The organism is Motilibacter peucedani (assembly GCF_003634695.1).
GTDB classification, from domain to species: Bacteria; Actinomycetota; Actinomycetes; order Motilibacterales; family Motilibacteraceae; genus Motilibacter; species Motilibacter peucedani.
This window is the reverse complement of sequence record NZ_RBWV01000014.1, coordinates 222984-244882: the sequence shown is the minus strand read 5'-3', so window position 1 is coordinate 244882 and position 21899 is coordinate 222984. Positions and strand designations below refer to the sequence as shown.

At 74.1% G+C, this 21899-nt stretch carries 18 protein-coding genes; 10 read left to right on the top strand and 8 right to left on the bottom strand.

The features are described 5' to 3' along the window. Nucleotides 1-7 precede the first annotated feature (7 nt). Both CLV35_RS16145 and CLV35_RS16140 read left to right on the top strand, forming a co-directional pair. Nucleotides 8-754, top strand: a complete 747-nt coding sequence (locus CLV35_RS16145; protein WP_121194525.1) for an SDR family NAD(P)-dependent oxidoreductase — start codon at nt 8-10, stop codon at nt 752-754. A 1-nt stretch (nt 755) separates the two neighbouring features. Continuing rightward, entirely contained in the window at nt 756-1775 is a 1020-nt protein-coding gene (locus CLV35_RS16140; protein WP_121194524.1) for a DUF389 domain-containing protein, read from the top strand. On the opposite strand, the gene CLV35_RS16135 is transcribed toward CLV35_RS16140, so the two are convergent. After that, complete coding sequence (locus tag CLV35_RS16135; protein WP_121194523.1) at nt 1669-2148, bottom strand: general stress protein; 480 nt, start codon at nt 2146-2148, stop codon at nt 1669-1671. The two genes, CLV35_RS16140 and CLV35_RS16135, sit on opposite strands and share 107 nt — an antisense overlap. 37 nt (nt 2149-2185) lie before the next feature. After that, nucleotides 2186-3700 (bottom strand): LCP family protein, encoded by a 1515-nt coding sequence (locus CLV35_RS16130; RefSeq protein WP_121194522.1) that lies wholly within the window; start codon nt 3698-3700, stop codon nt 2186-2188. Nucleotides 3701-3865: 165 nt separating this feature from the next. On the opposite strand from CLV35_RS16130, the gene CLV35_RS16125 reads away from it, so the two are divergent. The 4 genes from CLV35_RS16125 (at nt 3866) to CLV35_RS16105 (ending at nt 10170) form a co-directional block, all read left to right on the top strand. Next, complete coding sequence (locus tag CLV35_RS16125) at nt 3866-5842, top strand: peptidoglycan recognition protein family protein (RefSeq protein WP_121194521.1); 1977 nt, start codon at nt 3866-3868, stop codon at nt 5840-5842. A 28-nt stretch (nt 5843-5870) separates the two neighbouring features. Next, nucleotides 5871-7616 (top strand): SpoIID/LytB domain-containing protein, encoded by a 1746-nt coding sequence (locus CLV35_RS16120; RefSeq protein ID WP_183062035.1) that lies wholly within the window; start codon nt 5871-5873, stop codon nt 7614-7616. A 99-nt stretch (nt 7617-7715) separates the two neighbouring features. Beyond that, nucleotides 7716-8801 (top strand): hypothetical protein, encoded by a 1086-nt coding sequence (locus CLV35_RS20605; RefSeq protein WP_231121938.1) that lies wholly within the window; start codon nt 7716-7718, stop codon nt 8799-8801. A 229-nt stretch (nt 8802-9030) separates the two neighbouring features. Beyond that, complete coding sequence (locus tag CLV35_RS16105; RefSeq protein WP_121194519.1) at nt 9031-10170, top strand: glutathione-independent formaldehyde dehydrogenase; 1140 nt, start codon at nt 9031-9033, stop codon at nt 10168-10170. 7 nt (nt 10171-10177) lie between these two features. Here the strand turns inward: CLV35_RS16105 and CLV35_RS16100 are convergent, their stop codons facing one another. Then, nucleotides 10178-10873: a TIGR03089 family protein gene (locus CLV35_RS16100; protein WP_231121937.1), complete on the bottom strand. Its 696-nt coding sequence runs from the start codon at nt 10871-10873 to the stop codon at nt 10178-10180. A 24-nt stretch (nt 10874-10897) separates the two neighbouring features. Between CLV35_RS16100 and CLV35_RS16095 the strand changes: the two genes are divergently transcribed. The 3 genes from CLV35_RS16095 to CLV35_RS16085 are packed head-to-tail and all read left to right on the top strand — an operon-like array spanning nt 10898 to nt 15191. Further along, nucleotides 10898-12256 carry a DUF2079 domain-containing protein gene (locus CLV35_RS16095; protein WP_183062034.1) on the top strand — a complete coding sequence of 453 codons (1359 nt, stop codon included), beginning with the start codon at nt 10898-10900 and terminating at the stop codon, nt 12254-12256. After that, nucleotides 12253-14235: a hypothetical protein gene (locus CLV35_RS16090; protein ID WP_121194517.1), complete on the top strand. Its 1983-nt coding sequence runs from the start codon at nt 12253-12255 to the stop codon at nt 14233-14235. The genes CLV35_RS16095 and CLV35_RS16090 overlap by 4 nt, the downstream gene beginning before the upstream one ends. 41 nt (nt 14236-14276) lie before the next feature. After that, nucleotides 14277-15191 (top strand): glycosyltransferase family 2 protein, encoded by a 915-nt coding sequence (locus CLV35_RS16085; protein ID WP_121194605.1) that lies wholly within the window; start codon nt 14277-14279, stop codon nt 15189-15191. A gap of 12 nt (nt 15192-15203) precedes the next feature. On the opposite strand, the gene CLV35_RS16080 is transcribed toward CLV35_RS16085, so the two are convergent. Then, nucleotides 15204-16787, bottom strand: a complete 1584-nt coding sequence (locus CLV35_RS16080) for an HNH endonuclease signature motif containing protein (RefSeq protein WP_183062033.1) — start codon at nt 16785-16787, stop codon at nt 15204-15206. Between the two features lie 151 nt (nt 16788-16938). Here CLV35_RS16080 and CLV35_RS16075 point away from each other — a divergent pair, with 151 nt between their 5' ends. After that, complete coding sequence (locus tag CLV35_RS16075; protein WP_121194515.1) at nt 16939-18192, top strand: aspartate aminotransferase family protein; 1254 nt, start codon at nt 16939-16941, stop codon at nt 18190-18192. Here CLV35_RS16075 and CLV35_RS16070 read toward each other — a convergent pair. The 4 genes from CLV35_RS16070 to CLV35_RS16055 are packed head-to-tail and all read right to left on the bottom strand — an operon-like array spanning nt 18189 to nt 21869. After that, nucleotides 18189-18932, bottom strand: a complete 744-nt coding sequence (locus CLV35_RS16070; protein ID WP_121194514.1) for a class I SAM-dependent methyltransferase — start codon at nt 18930-18932, stop codon at nt 18189-18191. The two genes, CLV35_RS16075 and CLV35_RS16070, sit on opposite strands and share 4 nt — an antisense overlap. Then, a complete protein-coding gene (locus CLV35_RS16065) occupies nt 18929-20026 on the bottom strand; it encodes a glycosyltransferase (RefSeq protein WP_121194513.1) in 1098 nt (365 codons plus the stop codon). The genes CLV35_RS16070 and CLV35_RS16065 overlap by 4 nt, the downstream gene beginning before the upstream one ends. Continuing rightward, nucleotides 20026-21012 carry a hypothetical protein gene (locus tag CLV35_RS20205; RefSeq protein ID WP_183062032.1) on the bottom strand — a complete coding sequence of 329 codons (987 nt, stop codon included), beginning with the start codon at nt 21010-21012 and terminating at the stop codon, nt 20026-20028. Before CLV35_RS20205 ends, CLV35_RS16065 begins: the two co-directional genes overlap by 1 nt. Next, nucleotides 21009-21869, bottom strand: coding sequence for a DUF3105 domain-containing protein (locus CLV35_RS16055; RefSeq protein ID WP_121194512.1), 861 nt, complete (start codon nt 21867-21869; stop codon nt 21009-21011). Before CLV35_RS16055 ends, CLV35_RS20205 begins: the two co-directional genes overlap by 4 nt. Between the last annotated feature and the right edge of the window lie 30 nt (nt 21870-21899).

Sequence of the window (21899 nt, the reverse complement as noted above, 5' to 3'; positions counted from 1 at the left end):
GGCCGTCATGGACCTCCAGCTGCGCGGCAGACGGGCGATCGTGACGGGCGGCAGCAGGGGGATCGGGCTCGCAGTGGCCAGGTCCCTCGCTGCCGAGGGTGCCGACGTCGCCCTGGTGGCGCGCGACCCCCACCGGCTGGAGCAGGCGGCCGAGGCGGTGGGCGCCAGCGGCGTACGCGTGCTGGCGCTCTCCGCCGACACCACCGACCCCGCGGCCGTGGAGCGCATGGTCGCGACGGTCGTCGAGCGGTGGGGCGGCGTCGACGTCCTGGTCAACGCGGCGGCCCGCCCGGCCTCCGCCGGCGCACCGACCACCCTCGCGGCGACGACCGACGAGGCGCTGCTCACCGAGCTCGACACCAAGGTCCTCGGCTACCTGCGGTGCGCGCGGGCGGTCGCGCCCCACATGGTCGCCGCCGGCTGGGGGCGGATCGTCAACGTCAGCGGGCTCAACGCCCGCTCCACGGGCTCGATCGCCGGCTCGATCCGCAACGTCGCGGTCGCCGCCATGACCAAGAACCTGGCCGACGAGCTCGGCCCCTCGGGCGTCAACGTCACCGTCGTGCACCCAGGCCGCACGGTCACCGAGCGGACGCCCGTGCCGCCGCCGCCGGTCAGCACGAGCATCGGGCGCATGGTCACCGCCGACGAGGTCGCCGCCGTCGTGACCTTCCTCGCCTCGCCGCTCAGCGTCGCGGTCACCGGCGACGCGGTCGCCGTCGGGGGCGGCACCCCGGGCGCGATCTACTACTGACGTGCTCCACCTGCGCATCGTCAGCCCGGCCGACCGCACGGACGCCGTGGTGGCGGCCCTGCGCGCCGCGACCGGCGCGACCAACGTGACGCTGACCCGCGGTGCCGCCCTCGAGCCGCCCGGCGACCTCGTGCAGGCCGACGTCGCGAGGGAGGCCGCCGACGCGGTGCTCGACGCGCTGTGCACGCCCGCGCTGCTCCGGGCCGGCTCGATCACCCTCGGCTCGGTCGACACCGCCCTCGGCGCCGGTGTCGAGCGCGCGCGGGACGAGGCGCCGGGCGAGGAGAGCGACGCGCTGGTCTGGGAGCAGCTCTCCGCCACGACCGGCGAGGAGTCGACCCTCTCGGTGACGTTCCTGGTCTTCCTCGTCGTCGCCACCCTGATCGCGGCCGTCGGGCTCCTGACCGACAGCCAGGTGCTCATCGTGGGCGCCATGGTGCTGGGGCCGGAGTTCGGGCCGCTGGCCGGGGTCGCGGTCGCTGCGGTGCGCCGCGAGTGGCGCAGTGCGTGGCTCTCGATGCGTGCCCTGCTCGTCGGGTTCCCCGTCGCGGTGGCCGTGACGGCGCTGGGCGTGGCGCTGCTCGACGCCGCCGGGCAGGTGCCGGACGCCTACGTGCAGGGCCACCGCCCGCTGACCTCGTTCGTGTCCGACCCCGACGTCTTCAGCGTCGTCGTGGCCCTGCTGGCGGGCGTGGCAGGCACGATCTCGCTCACCGCGGCGAAGGCGAGCACGCTGGTCGGCGTCTTCATCAGCGTCACGACCGTGCCGGCCGCGGCCGAGGTCGCTGCGGCCCTGGTCACCGGCCAGGGCGCGCAGGCCCGCGGTGCGTGCGTGCAGCTCGCGGTCAACCTCGCCTGCATCGTGCTCGCCGCGGTGGTGACGCTGCTCGTGCAGGAGGCGGCCTGGGGCTGGGTCAGCCGCGCAGGGAGAAGCGAGCCAGCAGGTCGCGCGCCTGCTCCGCGGTCCGCGAGTCGCAGAGCACCTCGTAGCTCTTCGCGACCACCTGGGAGTTCGAGGTGAAGTCGCGGCGCCCGCCGGTCGCCGCGTAGCCCGACGCACCGAAGACCGCGCCGAACACCACGCCGTAGAGCACGCCGCCCAGCAGGGCGGCCAGGACGTTGGTGCCGCTGTCGAACGAGCCGAGCAGCAGGCCGACCAGGGCGCCGAACCACGCGCCGGTCGCGGCGCCCGCCATCGCGGCCCGCCCGAGGGTGAGCCGGCCGGTGACGCGCTCGACCATCTGCAGGTCGCTGCCCACGATCGTCACGCCCTCGACGGCGAACTTCTCGTCGGCGAGGTGGTCGACGGCCCGCTGCGCCTCGGCGTAGGTGGCGAAGGTCGCGACGTGCAGGCCGCTCGGGGGAGTGGGGACGGTGTACGGAGTGCGAGCCATGCACCGACTGTACGGACCGGCGGGCGCGGCGACGAGGCTACGAGGCCTTGCAGCCGTCGGAGAGCGCGGTGCGCAGCACCAGCGGGCTGCTGCTGGGCTTCGGCGTGCTGGTCGCCCGCGCCACCCTGACCTCGGTGGTGCCGGCGTAGTCGCTGCCGACGACCAGCTCGAGGGTCCGGCTGAGCTCGGGAGCCTTCTCCTGGACCGAGCCGGGCACGCTCGAGCTCAGCGTCCTGGCCGACTGGTCGTAGGCCGGGTCGTAGCGCACCGTCGTCTGCGTCACGCTGCTGTCGTCGCCCACGGTGGTGGCGACGACCTGGAACCCCTGCAGCCGCAGGTCGGCCGCCACCTGCTCGGCGTGCGCCTGCGACCCGGTGCCGTCGACGACCCGCACCCGCACCGCCGACGGGGCCGTCCTGACCACGGGCAGCGGAGTGCTGGAGGGGGTCGGCGTCGGCGTGGCCGTGGCGCTGCGGTGGCGCTTGACGCCCGGCAGGTCGCGGTCGTCGGCGATGGCTCCCCAGACGGTGTCGGCCTGCGAGGTCCAGACCAGCCGGTTCTTGTCCTGCGGCCAGGGCATCGTCGGGATGGTGGTGAAGACGATGTTGCTGAGCCCGATGCCGGCGACGTCCTGGCCGAGGCTGCGCAGCGTGCCGATCTTCATGTCGGACTGCAGCGACGAGGTCGCGGCGTCGAGGAAGCGCAGCAGCCGGTCGGGTCGGGTCAGGCCCTGCTTGAGCGCCTTGCGGATCATCGCGGCGATGAAGTACTGCTGGCGCTCGGTGCGCCCGACGTCGGTGCCGTCGCCGAGCCGGTAGCGCGCCCGCACGTAGTCGAGCGCCTCCTTGCCCTTGATCGTGTTGCGCCCGGCGCGCAGGTGGATGTTGTGCGTGTCGTCGTCGAGGGACTGCGGCACGCACACCTCGACCCCGTGCAGCGCGCTGACCATGGCGTTGAAGCCGTGGAAGTCGACGACGACGTAGTGCTCGATGCGGATGCCGGTGGCCTTCTCGAAGGTCTTCACGGTGCAGGCGGCGCCGCCGATCGTGTAGGCCTCGTTGAACATGTGCAGGTTGGTGCCGGTGTGGTAGTTCTTCCCGGTCGTCGTCGAGATGCAGTCGGGGATCTGCACCATCGAGTCGCGCGGCACGCTGATGCCGTAGGCCGCCTGCCGGTCGGCCGAGATGTGCAGCAGGATCGTGGTGTCGGAGCGGCCGTCCTGCTCGTCGCCGCCGACGAAGCCGTTGTCGCCGGCCCGGGTGTCCGAGCCCATCACCAAGATGTCGATGGGCGCGCCGGTGTGGCTCTTGCCGCTCTCGGCCGCGGTCACCGAGGGCTTGTTCTGCGGACGCTCGCTCTCGGGGCCCAGCTTGTCGGCGATCTGCACCTGGTGGATGTTGTCGCCGAGACGCTTGTAGTAGATCGCCGCAGCGCCCCCGGCGCTCACCGCGAGCAGGGCGAGGGCGCTGGTGAGGGCCACGAGCGCCCGCTTCCACGCCGCCTTCGCCCGCGCGTGCCGCGCGTAGGGGCGGCGGAACTCCGAACGGCGCACGTGGGTCCTTCTCCTCGGGGGGGTCCAGGGTATCGACGTGCGGCGCGTGCGCCCCGTTCCCGCCCCCGACCCTCCCGGACTGAACCGATCCGCCCGTTCTGGGGCTCCTGTTACTAGAGTGACTCGGCGAGTGTGCCCGCCCGCTGCCCCGACGCAAGGACAACCGTGCGCCCCACCACAGCCCTGCTGGCCGTCGGCATCCTGCCGGCGGCCCTCGCCCTGCCGGTCGTGACGCGCGCGGCCCCGTCGCCGCACGCGGTCGCCCCGCGCGTGAGCTCGGTCGCCCTGTCGGGCGTCGAGGCGCGCGGGCTCGCGTCGGTCTCGGGCGCCCACCGGCCGGTGCTGCTCTCGGCGCAGACGCCCACGACGCGCTTCGACCTGGTGGCCGTCACCTGGGCCGCCGGCTCGCAGGCGCGCGACACCGCGGTGCAGGTGCGCGTGCGCCAGCACGGCGCGTGGACCGCGTGGGAGGCGCTGGGCCAGGACGACGACGGTCCCGACGCCTCGAGCGCCGACGCCCGGGCGCAGGCGAGCGGCGAGCGGGCCGGCTCCGAGTCGCTGCTCGTCGACGGCGCCGACGCGCTGCAGGTGCGCGTCGACGGCGCCCACGCGCCGCGCGCGGTGCGCGCCGAGCTGGTCGACGGCGGCCGCTCGAAGGCCGACGCGGCCCTGCCCGAGCTCGGCGCGTCGCGCGCCGCCTCGTCGGCCTCGGCCGACATGGCGCAGCCGACGATCGTCACCCGCGCGCAGTGGGGCGCCGACGAGTCGCTGCGCCACGGAGGCCCCTACTACACCGGCACCCCGAAGGTCGGCTTCATCCACCACACCGCCTCGACCAACGCCTACGGCCCTGGGGACGCGGCGGCCCAGGTGCGGGCGATGTACGCGTACCACACCAAGGTCCACAAGTGGTCCGACATCGGCTACAACTACCTCGTCGACCAGTACGGCACGATCTACGAGGGCCGCGCCGGCGGCATCGACAAGAACGTCCTCGGTGCCCACACCGGCGGCTTCAACAGCGACACCTTCGCGATCTCGGAGCTGGGGAACTTCCAGACCGCCCAGGCGCCCGACGCCATGGTCGAGTCGGTGTCCCAGCTCATGGCGTGGCGGCTGACCCTGGCCCACCGCGACCCCAACTCCATCGCCCACCTGGTCAGCGCGGGCGGCGGCACCTCGAAGTACAAGGCGGGCGTCGGCGTCGACGTGCCGGTCGTCTCGGGCCACCGCGACGTCGGGGCGACCGCGTGCCCCGGGGCGAACCTCTACGCCAAGCTGCCCGCCATCCGTGCGCGGGTCAGCCAGCTCATGGGCCCGATGATCTTCGACCCGGTGGTCAGCCCGGGCAAGGTCGGGGTGGGAGCCGACGGCCGAGCGGTCCCTGGTCAGGTCGCCGTCTCGGCCCGCACCTCCGACCCGCAGAGCTGGACGCTGCAGGTCCGCGACCCCTCCGGCGCGGTCGTCGCGAGCTCGAGCGGCGCGACGACCCCGGACTCGCTGGCGCTGACGGCCACGTGGGACCTGCGGGTCGGCGGCCAGCAGGCGCCGCCGGCGACCTACGCCCTCACCCTCGCCAGCACCAGCCCGGCCGGGGCGGTGCGCTCCTACGACACCACGGTCACCGTCGGGTCGGCGGCGCTGACGCCCACGGGCGCGGTGACCCCCGCGCCGCCGAGCGTGCCCGCGGTGCCGGAGCCGCCGCAGCTCTCGGTCGTCTACACCTCGCCCGGCAAGCGGACGCAGAGCGGCCGCGCCTGGAGCACGACCTGCGTCGACTACCACTCGACGCACCGGTGCGCGGCGTCCTCGATGTCGAGCGCCTACGTGCGGGACGCGAAGACCCACAAGGTGCGCCACGTCACGGCGATGATGTTCACGGGCTACGGCTACAGCCAGCCGTGGACGAGCGCCTGGGACGCCAACCCCTACGCGACCACCGGCATGAAGACGATCGACGGCCGGCTCTGGCTGGTCGCCTGCAACGTGCCGAGCGGGCCCCGGATCTGCACCGTGCAGGTGCGCACCACCGTGTGGGAGCGCGTGGTGGTGCACCATGCAGGGGCGAAGGACACCGTCCGCTTCCGCCAGCACGAGCGCTGGAAGCCCAACCGCGTCTACCGGCTCTTCGTCAACAAGTAGCACCCCTCCACCGTCGGAAGGTCCCCTCGTGCGACTGCGCAGACCAGCCCTGAGCCTCCTCTCGGCCACCCTGGTGGCCCTGCCCGTGACGGCGGCGGTCTCCGCCGGCCCCGCCGACGCCAAGGCCACCGCCCCGGTCGCCACGACCGCCACCCTGACCGGCGCGGGCTTCGGCCACGGTGTCGGCATGAGCCAGTACGGCGCCCGCGGGCAGGCGCTCGAGGGCCGCACCGGCGAGCAGATCGCCGCCTACTACTACACCGGCGCCACGGTGGCGCCGGTCAACGACAGCGGCGACGTGCGCGTCAACACCTCGCACTCGGTGCCGAGCGTGGAGCTGAGCGCCCACAGCGCCGGCGTCCCCGGCGGCTACTGGCGGCTCACCGTCGACGACAAGGACCCGATCTACCTCGGGCTGTCCGACAAGGCCACCGTCAAGGGCGTCGAGGGCCACCTCACGCTGCACGTCACGCGGCAGAAGGGCGACGCCACCGACGTCACGGGCGGCTCGGTCCACGTCGAGTGGGCGGGCTCGCGGGGCATGGCCGACAAGCCGGCGACCGTGCTGGTCAGCAACGGCGACCAGCTGCGCCACGGCGACGTGCGCATCACCCCGAGCAAGGACTGGGGCGGCTCGTCCGGCCGCCTCGAGGTCGTCAACACCCTCGTGCTGCACGACGAGTACCTCTTCGGCCTGGCCGAGGTGCCGTCGTCCTGGCCGCTGCAGGCGCTGCGCGCCCAGGTCATCGCCGCCCGCTCCTACGCGGTGCACGCCGTGCAGGCCCACCCCCAGGGGATCCGGTCGTGCGGCGGGTGCCAGCTCTACGACACCGACGACAGCCAGGTCTTCCGCGGCTGGAAGAAGGAGGCCGAGGTCATCGGCGGCGTCGACTACGGCGCCCTGTGGCGCCAGGCCGTGCAGTCGACCGACACCGACGCCAGCAACGGGCTCGTCGCCACGGTCGGCGGGGCGCCCATCAACGCGTACTTCTTCTCCTCGAGCGGCGGACGCACCCGCAACTCCGAGGACGTGTGGAGCTCGGTCGTGAGCTACGCGCGCTCGGTCGACGACCACTGGTCGCTCGACGCGAACAACAACCCCTACGCCAGCTGGACGGTGCAGGTGCCGGCCTCGCAGGTGGCGGGCGCGTTCGGCCTCGGGTCGCTGGCCTCGCTGGCGGTCACCGTGCGCGACGTGTCGGGGGCCGCGACGCAGGTGCAGGCGGTCGACGGCGACGGCAACGTACGCACCATCACCGGCGAGGACTTCCGCCGCAAGCTCGGCCTGCGCTCCTCGTGGGTGCGCACGACCACGCTCGACGTGACCCCGCCCGTGGCCGACCCGCCCACCCTCTCGATCGTCTACCGCGAGGCGGGCCCGCACACGCTGCGCGGGCGCAACTGGACCACGAGCTGCACCACCCACCAGGGCACCCTGCGCTGCGTGGCGCAGCCGTTCGGCACCTACTACGTCGCGAACCCCAAGGTCCGCGGCGGCGTCATCCGCAAGTCCGGCTTCCAGGCGGCGGCCACGGCCTACACCGCCAAGGCGACGCCGATGTGGGACACCAACGCCTACGCGCACCCCGGCACGTTCACCGACTCCGCCGGCCGCGCCTGGACGGTCACCTGCACCGCGCCCGTCGGCGGCCCGCGGCTGTGCGTCTCGACCGTCCACGCCAAGGTGCTGGCGGCCGTCAAGAGCCGCGGCAGGTACCACCTCGTGCGCAAGGACATGGACCTCGTCCGGCGCTACGTGCGGCTGACGAACTAGCGCCCCGCGGCGAGGGTGTGCATTATGTGACTGGTGTGGTTAAAGATGCGGGAGCGACACGCCGAAATCTTCGGTGTGTCGCACTCCTCACTCCGGTCCGTGCTCGCCCTCGCCGTGCTGGCGGGTGCGTTGCTCGCGCCCTCAGCGGCCCGGGCCGAGGCCGCGCCGACGCCCACCCCGACGTCTGCACCCACCCCGACGCCTGCACCCACCCCGACCGAGGTGCTGCCGCCGCGGCCCACGCCGGCCACGCCGCAGTTCCCGGAGTGGATCGACGACCTCGCGAGCTACGACGAGCAGCGCACCTGCCTGTCGGAGGCGCAGCCGGGGACGCTCGGGCTCGCTGAGCTGATCAAGGCGACCTACCCCTCGATCCGCACCATCGGCACCACCCGCGGCTGCAAGGTCGGCGGCGTCTCCGAGCACAAGGAGGGCCGCGCCCTCGACGTGATGATCGACGGCACGACCCTCGACGGGCGCGCCACCGCCGCGGCGTTCCTCGGCTGGCTCACCGCCGACGACGCCTACGGCAACACCGCGGCGATGGCCCGGCGCCTGGGCGTGATGTACGTCATCTGGAACCGGCAGATCTGGCGCGCCTACCGGCCCGAGGCCGGCTGGCTGCCCTACAGCGGTGCCGAGTCGCACACCGACCACATCCACATCAGCCTCTCCTGGGCCGGTGCGGAGAAGCGGACGACGTGGTGGTCGCTCGACCCGATGACGACGCCGGGCATCCACCTGCTCGACGGCACCTGGTGGAACGTCGACTGCACCTACGGCGCGCCGCCGAAGGCGCGCTGCACCGCTGACGTGAAGACCCAGCGGGCGACCTACGACAAGGCCACCCGGCGCTACAGCATGCAGACGGTCTGGAGCCGGAACCGTACGACGGTGCTCGACGCCGTCTCGCCGGCCTGGGACGCGAGCCCGCTGACGCACTCGGGCGAGTTCACCGCCGCCAACGGGCGGCGCTGGAAGGTCACCTGCTCGGCGGAGGCGCCGGCACCGCGTACGTGCCAGACGTTCGTCTGGTCCTCGCTGGTCGTGCCGGTGAAGTCCGTCACGACGGCCGGCGCGACCGCCAAGAAGACGCGCTCGCAGTCGCTGACGCGCTACGTGCGCCAGTCGCAGTACGTGCTGAACAGCGAGCTGCGGCTCAGCGGAGCGGCCGCGACGCGTTGAACTCGCGCAGCGTCCAGCGGTCGAGGCGGGCGACGGCGGTGCGGACCAGCGAGCGCAGCTCGCGGGCGTCGGCGGGGGGCAGGGGAAGCATGGGCTCTCCTCGGTGGTGGACGTCGTAGCGGGGCGTCGTTGACCGCGGGTGCCCTTCCACGTTAGCCGATCTCCAGCAGGGGCAGACCGGAGTGGTTGCCGGGGGAACGTTCTGCTCCCGGCCGGTCTGGAGGTCGACATGAAGGCACTGGTCTACAAGGGTGCGCGCAGCGTGGCGGTCGAGGAGGTCCCCGACGCCCGCGTCCAGGAGCCCACCGACGCGGTCGTGCGGCTGACGACGTCGAACATCTGCGGCTCCGACCTGCACATGTACGAAGGTCGCACCTCCGTCGAGGAGGGCAAGGTCCTCGGCCACGAGAACATGGGCATCGTCGAGGAGGTCGGCCCGGGCGTCACCTTCGTCAAGGTCGGCGACCGCGTCTCGGTGCCGTTCAACATCGCGTGCGGCTCGTGCCGCAACTGCACCACGGGCTGGAGCTCGTTCTGCACGAGGACGAACCCGACCGAGGGCATGGACGGCGCGGCCTACGGCTACGCCAACATGGGCCCCTACGACGGCGGCCAGGCCGAGCTGCTGCGCGTCCCGCACGCCGACTTCAACCTGCTCCAGCTGCCCAAGGGCACCGAGCACGAGAACGACTTCACCATGCTCTCGGACATCTTCCCGACCGGGTGGCACGGCGTGGTCCTCTCCGGCATGCAGCCGGGCGACCGCGTCGCGGTGTTCGGCGGCGGCCCCGTCGGCCTGATGGCGGCGCACAGCGCCTTCCTGCAGGGCGCGTCGGAGGTCTACGTCGTCGACAAGGCGCCCGACCGGCTGCGGCTGGCCGAGTCCATCGGCGCCGTGGGCGTCGACTTCTCGGCGGGCGACCCGGTCGAGCAGATCCTCGAGCGCACCGGCGGCCACGGCGTGGACCGCGGCGTGGAGGCTGTCGGCTTCCAGGCCCACGACGCCTACGGCGAGGAGCACCCCGAGCTGACGCTCGACAACCTGGTCAACGTCGTGCGCACCACGGGCGGCATCGGCGTGGTCGGCGTCTACGTGCCGCAGGACCCGGGGCTCGACGAGCCGGCCAAGGCCGACCGCGTGGGCTGGCAGTACGGCACGTTCTTCACCAAGGGCCAGTCGATGGGCACCGGCCAGGCGCCGGTCAAGCGCTACAACCGCCAGCTGCGCGACCTCATCATCACGGGCCGGGCGACGCCGTCGTTCATCGTGTCGCACGAGGTGCCGCTCGAGCAGGCGCCCGACGCCTACGAGAAGTTCGACGAGCGGGTCGAGGGCTGGACCAAGGTGCTGCTCAAGCCCGCGTCCTAGCTCCTCCTCAGCCGGTGACCCGCTCGGTCTCCCGGCGCCGCTCGAGCAGGGCGGGGTCGGCGTTGCGCACGAGCACCGTCGACCCGCCGCTCGCGAGCGGCACGAGCAGCGCGCTGGACACCGTGTCGACGGTGTCCAGCGCCTCGCTCACGAGCACCCGTGCGCCACTGCCCCGCGCGGCCAGGGCTCCGAGCTCCGCCAGCGACCACGTACGCCCCCCGACCGTCAGCGCCGCGGCGTCCGCAGCGGGCGGTGCGTAGGGCACGAACCGGTCGCCGTGGGCCAGGACCTCGGTGTCGCCGTCGAGCACTCCCGCGGGCAGCGGTGGCGCAGGGGTGGTCGCGGCGACCAGGGCCGGGCGCAGGGACAGCGACACGACGTCGCCGGAGAGCCCCTCCAGCCGGTCCGGCGTCGTGACCACGACGTCGCCGGACAGACCCGGCACGACCTCCATGCCGAGGGCCCACGCGGCCTGCATCCAGACCGCGGCCTGCCAGTGCACCGGCAGGGCGAGCGCGAGCCTCGAGCCGGCCGTCGCGGCGAGCTCGTCCTGCAGCAGGTTGGCCGTCTTCGCCACCCAGTTCTCGAACGTGCGGACGGAGAGCTCGGTGCGCTCGCCGGTCGCGTCGTCGTAGAACGTGAGCAGCGGGCGAGCCGGGTCAGCGGTCAGCGCGGCGCGGAGCAGATCGTTCGGAGTGGCCACGGGCAGCACGGTACGGTGCGGGCCGTGCCGTCCCGTCGTCCCGTGGCCCTGCTGGCCGTGCTCGTCGGGCTCTTCCAGCTGCTGATCGGGCTGGTGGCGTGGCGCTCCTACCGCATCGGGTCCTGGGACCTGACGCTGTTCGACACCATCGTCCGGGCCTACGCGCACTTCCGTGCGCCGATCGAGCCGGCCCTCGGCACGCACCTCGGCGTCGGGCCGGACCTCAACGCCTTCGGCGACCACTTCTCGCCGATCCTCGCGCTGCTGGCGCCGCTCTACTGGGTCTACGCCGACCCGCGCATGCTGATCCTCGCGCAGGCGCTCCTGGTCGCCGTCTCGACCGCGGTCACCTGGCGCATCGCCGAGCGGGCGATGGGGCCCGCCGTCGCGTACGCCGTGGCGCTGGGCTTCGGGCTCGCGTGGCCGCTGCAGGAGGCCTCGCTCACCGGCTTCCACGAGTCGCTGTTCGTGGCGCCGCTGCTGCTGCTCGCGTTCGAGCGGCTGCAGGCGGGCCGGCCGGGGCAGGCGGCGCTGTGGGCGGCGGCGCTGGTGACGGTCAAGGAGGACATGGGCCTGCTGACCGCGTTCTTCGGGCTGCTGCTCGTCGTGCGGCGCGAGCGACGGCTGGGTGCGGCCCTCGCGGTCTTCGGCCTCGCCATGTTCTGGTTCACCTCCTCGGTCGTGGTGCCGCACTACTGGGGGCACGGGTCGCCCGACGGCGACTACTACCGGGCCCTCAAGGACGCGCTGCCCAACCCTGCCGACACCTTCGACGTCGTCCTCCGCCCGGTGCAGAAGGAGCAGACGCTGGGGTGGCTGCTGCTGCCGTGGGCGTTCCTGCCGCTGCTCTCGAGCGCGGTGCTCGTCGTGCTGCCGCAGGTGGGGGAGCGCTTCGCCTCGTCGAACCCCAACCACTGGGGGCTGATGCAGCACTACAACGCCGTGCTGCTGCCCGCGATCGTGGTGGCCGGCGTCGAGACCGCCCGCCGGATGCCGCGGGCCATGCAGGCGGTGTGGGCCGTCTGGGTCGTCGTCGCCGCGGTGTGGCTCACCGGGCGCCACCCGGGGTCGCTGCTCTGGGACGGCGACTCGTGGAAGGTCGACGCGCGCGAGCGGGCGGCCGCCTCCGCGGTGGCCGCCGTGCCGCACGGCGTGACCGTCGAGGCCGACAACGAGATCGGCCCGCACCTCGCGCGCCACGACACCGTGCTCCTGCTCGACCGCACGCCGCGCGACGCCCCCTGGGTCGTCGTCGACACCGGCGTGCCCTCCTTCCCCGTCGACTCGCTCGCGGCGCAGCGCCAGCGCGTGGTCGACCTGGTCGCCCGCGGCTACGCCCTGGTGCTGGACAACGGCCAGTACGCCGTGCTCCACCGCCCGTGAGCGCCGGCGCAGAGCGCGCGGGCCGCCTCCTCGCGGTCGCCTCCACCGCCCCGGCGGCCGCGCTCATGGCGTTCGTCGGGAGCTGCTGGCCGCTGCTCGCCCTCGACGTCTTCCGCCCCTGGAGCGCCGCACTGGTCGGCGGCCCGTGCGCCGTGGTCGCCGCCGTCGTGGTGGGGCGGGCGAGCTCCCGCCGCGCCGTCCCCGCCCACGTCCTCGCCGTCACGCTGGTCCTGGTCGTCAGCGCCGCCTTCGGCGTGCTGGCCGCCGTCTGGTCGTCGGACAACGTGGTGCTGCGTCGCGACCCCGGCTCCTACGCCCTCACCTCGCGCTGGATCGCCGACCACGGCAGCCGTTCGGTGCCGGTCGACTGGGACCGCTTCGGCGGCCGCGACCCCGCGCTCTCGGCGCCCTCGCCCGCCTACTACGGCGGTGGGGACGAGCTCGTGCCGCAGTTCCTCTCCGGCGCGCCGATGACCTTCGCGGTCGGCGACTGGGTGGCCGGCATGCGCGGCCTGCTCGTCGTGCCGGCCGTCCTCGGCGCGCTGGGGATCCTCGCCATGGGCGGGCTGGCCGTCCGGCTGCTCGGCGGGGCGCCCGCCGTGCTCGCCGCGGGCGCGCTGGCCGCTGCCTATCCCGTCCTCCACGCGGCGCGCTCGACCTACAGCGAGCCGCTGGCGATGCTCGCCCTGCTCGGCGGTCTGGCGCTGCTCGTCGACGCGGTGGGCGGCGCACGCTCGGCGGCGTCGGCCCGCACCGCCGCCGTGGCCGGGCTGGTGCTGGGGCTGGCCACGGTCGTACGCCTCGAGGCGCTGCGCGAGGTGGCCCTCGTAGTGCCGGTCGCTGCCGTCCTCGCCGCCCAGCGCCGCCGAGAGGGGGCGGCGCTGGGGCTCGGCCTGCTCGTCGGCACCGCCGTCGGCGTCGCCGACGGGACGCTGCTCGCCGCGCCGTACCTCGAGGAGGTCCGCGACTCCCTCGTCCCGCTCGCCGCCCTGACGGCGCTGCTCGCGGTCCTCGGGGTGGTGGGGGCGCGCTACGCCGTACGTCGCGGTGGCCTCGCCCTCACCCCGCCCGCCGCCGCGGTCGTGCGCTGGGGCTCGACCGCGCTCGTCCTGCTCGTCGCCCTCGGGCTGGCCGTGCGCCCGGCGGTCTCGCGCGGTGCGCAGGACCCCGACGGCCCGGGCGGGCGCACGGTGCGCGCCATGCAGGCGGCGGAGCACCTGGCGCTCGACGGCAGCCGCACCTACGCCGAGCAGACGCCGCACTGGGTCGCCTGGTGGATGGGCTGGCCGGCACTCGCGCTGGCGGTGCTCGGCATCGCGTGGGTCGTGTGGCGACAGCGCCTGCGCGAGACCGCCGTCGTCACGGTGCTGGGCGCGTCGGCGGTGCTCGTCCTGCTCCGCCCCGGCATCACGCCCGACCACCCCTGGGCCGACCGGCGGCTGGTGCCCGCGGTGCTGCCGGTCGTCGCGCTCGGGGCAGCGGCCGGTACGCAGGCGCTGGCCCGCCTCGCGGGCCGGCTCGGTGGTCGGGTGGCTCGCGCGGGGGTGGCCCTGGTGGTCGCGGCGGCGGTGCTGGTCCCCGGGGTGGAGGCGACCCGCCCCCTGTGGCGAGCGGACACCGAGCAGGGCGAGCTGGGGGCGGTGGAGCAGGTGTGCGCGCAGCTGCGCCCGACCGACGTCGCACTGCTGCTCGACCTGCGGGCGCGACGCGAGTGGTCGCAGCCGCTGCGCGGGATCTGCGGAGTGCCAGCCGTGGGCGTGCTCGACCGCTCCGCCCTGCCGCGGCTGGTCGCCCGGGCCCGTGCTGCCGGCTCGACGCCCGTGCTCGTCGCGGCCGGATACCCCGGCCGCATCTCCGCCGCGGGGCTGACGCCGGTGCACGCGGTGCACCTGCTGACCTCCGAGGACGCCCGGCTGCTGGCCACCCGGCCGAAGGCGCTGGTGCGGCTGCCGATCGACCTCTGGCTGGCGCGCGCCTGATTCTGTCCGACGCGTGGTCGACCGGTAGCCTCCACGGCGAGATGAGCACGCACGCCACCGAGACGCCCGCGCCCTACATCACCGTCGTCCTGCCCTGCTACAACGAGCAGGACCACGTGATGCAGGAGATCGAGCGCATCACCTCGGCCCTCGACGCCAGCGGCTACACCTACGAGCTGCTGTGCGTCGACGACGCCTCGACCGACGGTACGCTGCGGGTGCTGCAGGAGGCGCTGCTGCGCTTCCCGCATGTCCGGCTGCTGCCGTTCCGCCGCAACGGCGGCTCGGGCACCGTGCGCCGCATCGGCACGCAGCAGGCTCGCGGCGAGATCGTGGTGTGGACCGACGCCGACCTGACCTACCCCAACGAGCGGATCCCCGAGCTCGTGCGCATGCTCGACGAGGACCCGACGATCGACCAGGTCGTCGGCGCGCGCACCTCGGAGGAGGGCTCGCACAAGGTCCTGCGCGTGCCGGCCAAGCTGCTGATCCGCAAGATCGCCGAGATCCTGTCGAACTCGCGCATCCCCGACCTCAACTCCGGCCTGCGCGCGTTCCGGCGCTCGGTGGCGCTGCCCTACCTGCGGCTGCTGCCTCCCGGCTTCTCGTGCGTCACGACCATCACGCTGGCGTTCCTCTCGAACCAGCACGACATCCAGTACGTCCCGATCGACTACGCGAAGCGGGCCGGCAAGTCGAAGTTCCGGTTCGTGCGCGACGCCTACCGCTACCTGCTCCAGGTGCTGCGCATGGTGATGTACTTCAACCCGCTCAAGGTGCTCATGCCCGTGGCGCTCGCGCTGCTCGCGCTGGCCGTCGTCAAGGGCGGGTTCGACCTCGTGGTGCACCCCGTGCGGCTGGCGAGCAACACCGTGCTGCTGTTCGTCACCGGGCTGATCATCGCCGTGATGGGCCTGCTCGCCGACCTGATCGTGCGCAGCCGCGACGAGTACTGACAACGACTGCGCTCAGCGCAGGGCTGTGGGCTGCGGCGGGATGGGGACGCGGTAGGTCCGGCCGAGCGGTGTGCGGTGGACCAGCGTGCCGTCCGGATCGATGCTGGTCCGCCAGCCGTGCCACGTCTTGCAGTTGTGGTGCCTCCGGCACCCCGCTCGCAGGTCGCGCCGGGTGGTGGTGCCCCCGCGGTCGGGCCGCTCGTGGTCGAACTCGGGGGTGTGGTCGAGGTCGCAGCGAGACGCAGGAGTCGGACAGCTCGGGAACCGGCAGGTGATGTCGCGGGCCACCACGTGGGAGCGGAGCCGGCTGCCCGGCCGGTAGCGGTGAGGCGTCGAGTCCAGCAGCTGCCCGGTGAGGGAGTCGACGAGCAAGCGGGCCCAGACGCCGTCGGCAGCGAGCTCACGGGCGAGGTCGGCGGGGATGGGGCCGTAGCCGGCCAGCTCTCCGGACTCGTCGCTCAGGCCCAGCAGGGCGGACACGCTGATGGTGACGCCGATCGCCGGTGCCTGCGGCTCGACCGCCGCCAGCCCCGGCACGACCGAGGGGTCTGCGGCCACCGAGGAGCAGAGGAAGGTCAGCGCGTCGGCGCGCATCGCCGCCAGCGTGCGGCCCTCGCGCCCGCGGACCGAGTCGGCGGCGAGGTCGTCGGCCAGCTCGCCGGCGTCGGGGTGCGCGCCGAGGACCGCGTCGAGCCCGGCCATCACCATGACGGCGGCCGGGGCCGGCAGGATCGCGGTGACCATGGCGAGCGCGTCGGGGAGGTTGACCTTCGTGACGGCCACCTGGTGGGTGCGCGCGCTCTCGGCGCGAGCGCGCTCGCCGTCGGGGTCGACCCGCGCGACCGCGCGCCGCACCGCCCGGCGCAGCTCGGCGGGGGACTGCTTCGGCGCGTCGCGCAGCACCAGCGACTCGACGGCCGAGACGTCGACCGGGTCGGCGAGCACCGAGCACTCGTCGAGCACGGCGCGGGCGTGCGCCGGGGTCACGAGACCGTCCTCGAGCAGCCAGCGCGTGCCGCGGTGGAGCTCCTGCAGCCGGCGGGCGCGGTCGATCGCCGCGTCGACCGAGCGCGGGGAGATGCGCAGCGCCGCCGAGAGCTCGGCTGCAGCCGCTTCCGAGCCTGACCTGCGCGGAGAGCCGGGGCCGGTGGGCAGTGCGGCGACAGCCGTCGCCGCGGCGTGCAGCGCCGCCTCGCGCTGCGCGGTGGCCCAGGAGACGACGGAGTCCCAGGCCTGCACGATGCCCAGCAGCAGCTCTGCCTCGTCGGCCTCTGGAGAGGCCTGGCGAGGCACGCCCGCGTCGGGGCGCGAGCCGTCGACCACGGCCGCCCGCCGCCGCGGGTCGGCGAGCCGGAGCAGCAGCTGCACCGTGCGCAGCGACGGCGGGAGAGACGCCAGCTGCAGTCCCGGCGGGTCCTGCACCGCGGCCGCCGCACCCGCGGCTGCGGCCTCGTCCGCGGCAAGGACGTCGAGCGGGATGCGCCTGGCCTCAGCGGCCGCGGCAGAGGTGATCTCGGCGCGCAGGGCGTCGGGCGCGGGCAGCGCGGGGTCGTAGCGACCCGGCTCCCCGCCGTCGCCCTGCCGCCGCTCAGCCACTTGTCCAACCCTCCGTTCGAACACCTGTTCGAATCCTACCGCGAGGAGGGCTTCGCCGCAAGAGCCGCTGGCAGCCGACCCGGGGGTGCAGAATGACCCGGTGACCGAGGACACGAACGACGCCACCCTGCTCGAGCGCCACCGCGCCGTGATGCCCTCGTGGCTCTCGCTCTACTACGACGAGCCGCTCGAGCTGGTCTCCGGCACGGGGAACCGTGTGACCGACGCGCAGGGCCGCACCTACCTCGACTTCTTCGCCGGCATCCTCACGAACATGGTCGGCTACGACCTGCCCGAGCTGCGCGAGGCCGTCACCGAGCAGATCTCCAAGGGCGTCGTGCACACCTCGACGCTCTACCTGCTGCGCCAGCAGGTCGTGCTCGCCGAGAAGATCGCGAAGCTCTCGCGCATCCCCGACGCCAAGGTCTTCTTCACCAACTCGGGCACCGAGGCCAACGAGGCGGCGCTGCTGCTCGCCACAGCGGCGCGCCGGAGCAACCAGGTGCTGGCACTGCGCAACAGCTACCACGGGCGCGGCTTCGCGACGACCGGCGTCACCGGGAACCGCGGCTGGTCGCCCTCGAGCCTGTCGCCGCTGCAGGTGACCTACCTGCAGAGCGGCTACCGCTTCCGCAGCTCGTTCCGCGGCCTCGACGACGAGGCGTTCGTGGCGGCTGCGGTCGCCGACCTGCGCGAGCTGCTCGCCGTCGCCACGGCCGGCGACGTCGCCTGCCTGATCGCCGAGCCGATCCAGGGCGTGGGCGGCTTCGCCGTGCCGCCGGACGCGCTGCTCGCCGCCTACAAGGAGGTGCTCGACGAGACCGGCACGCTGTTCGTCTCCGACGAGGTGCAGACCGGCTGGGGCCGCACCGGCGAGCACTTCTGGGGCATCGAGGCCTCGGGCGTGGTGCCCGACGCCATGACCTTCGCCAAGGGCCTCGCCGGCGGCTACGCCATCGGCGGCGTCGTCGCCCGCGGCGACCTCATGGACGTGGTGAGCGTCAACAGCATCTCCACCTTCGGCGGCAACCCGGTGGCCACCGCCGCCGCGAACGCGGTGCTCGACCACCTGCTCGACCACGACCTCCAGGCCAACGCAGCCAAGCTCGGGACCCGGCTCATCGACGGGCTCCGCGAGGTCGCCGAGCGGGTGCCCGCCGTCGCCGAGGTGCGCGGTCGAGGTCTGATGATCGGCATCGAGATCGTCGGTGCCGACGGGTTCACCCCCGACCCGCCCGCGGCGGCCCGCGTGCTCGAGGAGGCCCGCAGGGGCGGGCTCCTGGTCGGCAAGGGCGGCCTGCACGGCAACGTCATCCGGCTCGCGCCGCCGATGACCCTGACCGCGGCCGAGGCCGAGGAGGGCCTCGGCGTCCTCACCGTCGCGCTGGAGTCGCTGCGCGGCTAGGGATCCAGCCGCGCCCGGACGACGAGCCCCGGCCCCGAGCCGGGGAAGGCGCGCTGCAGCCGGCGGAAGGGCACCGTGCCGACGCGGATCAGCGTGCTCTGCCAGGTCTCCGACGGCTGGAGGTAGCGCCCGCTGTGGCCCGAGCGCTCGGCCATGGACCCGGCCTGCGCCAGCTTGCGCGCGCTGATGGCGTTGCGCGCAGCCTCGAGCGCGTAGCCGGCCGGCGCGCCGTAGAGCCGCAGGTCGACATCGTCGAGGCCGGCGCGGCGCAGCAGCAGCCGCATCGCCGGCGGGTCGTAGCGCCGGTAGTGCCCGACCAGCTCGTCGGCGGCGGCGAAGCGCGACGCGTGCGCGGGCACGCTGAGCAGCAGGTGGCCGCCGGGCCGGAGCCGCGCGACCCACTCGGCGAGGGCGGCGGCGTCGTCCTCGATGTGCTCGAGCACCTCGAACGCGCAGACCAGGTCGAACCTCTCGTCGTCGGCGAGGGTCTCGAGCGAGCCGTGCCGCACCTCGCCGCCGGCCGCGCCGACGCGCTCGACCGCCACCGCGTACGAGCTGTCGTCGGGCTCGAGGCCGACGTAGCGGCCCAGCGCTGCCAGCCGCGCACCGGCGGCGCCCTGCCCGCAGCCGACCTCGAGCACGTCGAGGGGCGCGTCGGGCGAGCTCGGCGGCAGCAGCCGCGAGACGACGTCCCAGCGGAGCCAGGCGTTCGCCGTCAGGGGCGGCAGGGGAGCGCTCATCGGGGAGATCCTCTCAGCAGCCGCACCAGCGGTGCGACGACCTGCTCGGGGCGGAACGCCCGCTCGGCGAGCTCGCGGGCGGCGCGGCGGCGGGCGGCCAGCAGCGTACGGTCCTCGGCCAGCGCGCGCAGGGCACCCGCGAGCGCGGCGGGGTCGCCGGGAGGGACGAGCGTCGCAGCCGGGCCCAGCGCGCGTCGCTGCGGGGGAGTGTCGGAGGTGACGACGGCGCAGCCCGCAGCCGCGCCCTGGAACACCTTGTTGGGGACCACCCGCAGAGCCTTCGGCCCCCTCCCGAAGATCCCGAGGCACACGTCGTGGTCGGCCACCAGCGCGGGCAGCCGGTCGGACTCGACCCAGTCGAGCCACGTGACCTGCGGCAGGTCACCGGCGGCGGCGCGGGCGGCGGCGAGGTCCTGGCCCGACCCCACCATCGTCGCAACCACGTCGTCGGCGCCCAGCAGCGCCAGCGCCTCGCCCACGACGGTCGCGCCCTGCAGCGGCGTGAAGAGACCGAAGAAGACCACCCGCAGCGGACCGTCTTCGCGCGAGGCAGGCTGCACGAACCACGGGTCGGGCGCGCCCACCGCGACGACGACGCCTCGCTCCCGGTGACCGTCAGGCAGGGCGTCCAGGTGCTCGTCGGTGTCGAGCACGACCACGTCGGCGCTGGAGAGCGCGGCGTGGTCGAGCCGGCGCAGCAGTCGCTGCTTGAGCCCCCCGGCCTCGCCGCGGTCGAGCGCGGTGTCGCTGGCACCGACCAGGTGGTCGAGCACGACCGTGGCGCGCGGGAACAGCCGCCGGGCGAGCAGCACGTCGAAGTGGCCGAGGTAGCCGACCACGACCACGTCGGGCGTGCCGGGTCCCCGCAGCCGCCACGCCCGCACGCACAGCGACCCCCAGCGCGAGAGCAGCGTGGCCGCGAATCCCGGCAGCCGCCAGGGCTGGCGCAGCACCGCGACGCGCCCCGCCGTGCCGATCCCGAGCGGCGCGTTGAGCTGCCGGACGTCGAAGCCGTGCCGCACCAGCCCCTGCGCCAGCACCCCGACGCGCGGGTGCGACCGCGCGTCGTAGGTGCCGAAGAGCAGGACCCGCATCAGCGCGCGGGCGGCACGAAGACGGTCGAGCCGCCGCGTACGGTCGCCGTGGCCTTCAACCGCGGCGCAAGGTGCCGGACGACGACCGCCCAGGTGCCTGCACGGGTGGCCTTCGCGGTGAACGCGCGGGCGACGTGCCCGCGCTGCACCACGCGCAGGCGCACGGTACTGCCGGGGAAGGCGGCACCGCGTACGACTGCGGTGCCCGCCGCCGTCATCCGCGCCGGGCGCAGGGTGCGCGGCGGGCAGATGACATCGGTGCTGGTGCTCGCGCCGGCCGGCGCGATGGACTGCCCCATGACGATCGGGCCGCCGGTGGGCGACGGGACGACGCAGACGTTGCGCGCCTGTCGCACGCTGCCGTCACGCCCGCCGACCGCCCACACGGGCAGCGCGCCCAGGTCGGCGGCCGCACGGACCTCGGCCGGTGTGCCCGCCACGACCTCGCGCCAGATCGCCGAGGTGGTGTAGATGCCGACCGAGCTCGTCACGCCGCTCGCGACCAGCGCGTCGCGCACCCCGCGGAGAACCTCGGCGTTGAGCGTGCGCTGCGTGGGGTTCCAGGTGACGTCGCGCTGGCCCTCGACGTCGATCCACCACTGGTGGCGGTGGTTGACGGTCGCCGGTGCGGTCGTGCGCAGGGTGGCGAGCAGGCTCTCGACGCCGCGCTGGCCGTAGTCGTAGGCACAGCCGGCCGTGTCGACCTGGCCCGCGCACGCCTTGCGGCCACCCTTGCCCCAGAACACCCCGCCCGGCCCGGGGTTCGCCGGCGTCAGCGACAGCTGAGGCGCTCCGGCGAGGCGGGACGCTGCAGCGAACTGCGTCGCCACCTGCGGGTTGACCCGGTCGAAGCGGCCGGTCGTGGCGACGACGGCGAAGGCCGCGGAGCTCGGGACCGGCGTCGGTGTCGCCGTGTTGACGTCGACGCCCACCGCCACGCTCACGGCGGCGGCGAGGAGGACGTGCGCGGCGGCGCGGGCCGTCATTCGGGGTTGGCCGGGGTGCCGCCGTCAGCGGCCGCACGCCCGCCGATGCTGACAGGAGCCCCGTCGACCGAGTTGCCGTACTCCGGCGTGTACTTCTTGCTCACGCGGAAGGTGTCGATGTACTTCTGCAGCCGCGGGTCCGAGGCCTTGTCGACGTAGAGCTGGTGGCCCCACGAGCTGATGACGATCGGCGCGGGGAGCTTGTCGTCGGTCCAGGGGCTCAGGTCGACGAAGCGGTTCTCCTGCGAGCCGACGCTGCTGGCGGGCTCGGGGAGCTTCTTCTGCTTGGTGACGAGCGCCTTCAGCGCCTCGACCTCGGAGGAGGCCAGGCCCGGGCGGTAGGTGATCCACACCGCGCCGTGCTCGAGGTTGTGGACGGCGCGCTCGGCCGGGATCGGCTTGGTGTAGACGCCGGCGTTCATCCAGGTGCCGTTGTGCGAGCCGCCGACCGGCGGGGTGACGGAGTACTTCACAGGGCCGTCGACGTGGTTGTGCCCGAGCACACCCTCCTTGTCGGCGCCGTTGCCCGGGTAGTCGCCGGTGTTGTAGGCGATGACGCCCTCGATGCCCGAGTCGTCGGTGACGCGCTTGACCGCGGGTTCGGTGGTCGTCGCACCGGTCGGCGTGGTGGGGAGGACCTCGGCGCCGCCCGCGTTGTCGGAGTCCTTCTTCTGCGAGATGACCGCGACGGCGATGACCACGATCAGGACCAGCACCAGCAGGACCGCTGCCAGCAGGCCGAGCCGCTTGCGGCGGGCCTCCTGCCTGAGCTGGGCCTGACGGGCCGCGGCGGCCGCCTTGCGTCGTTCCTCGGCTGTCCGCTTGCGGCTCTGGCCTGCGGGGTTCTGTGTCGTCACGGCTCTAGGCTATGACGTGGGGGAGGATGC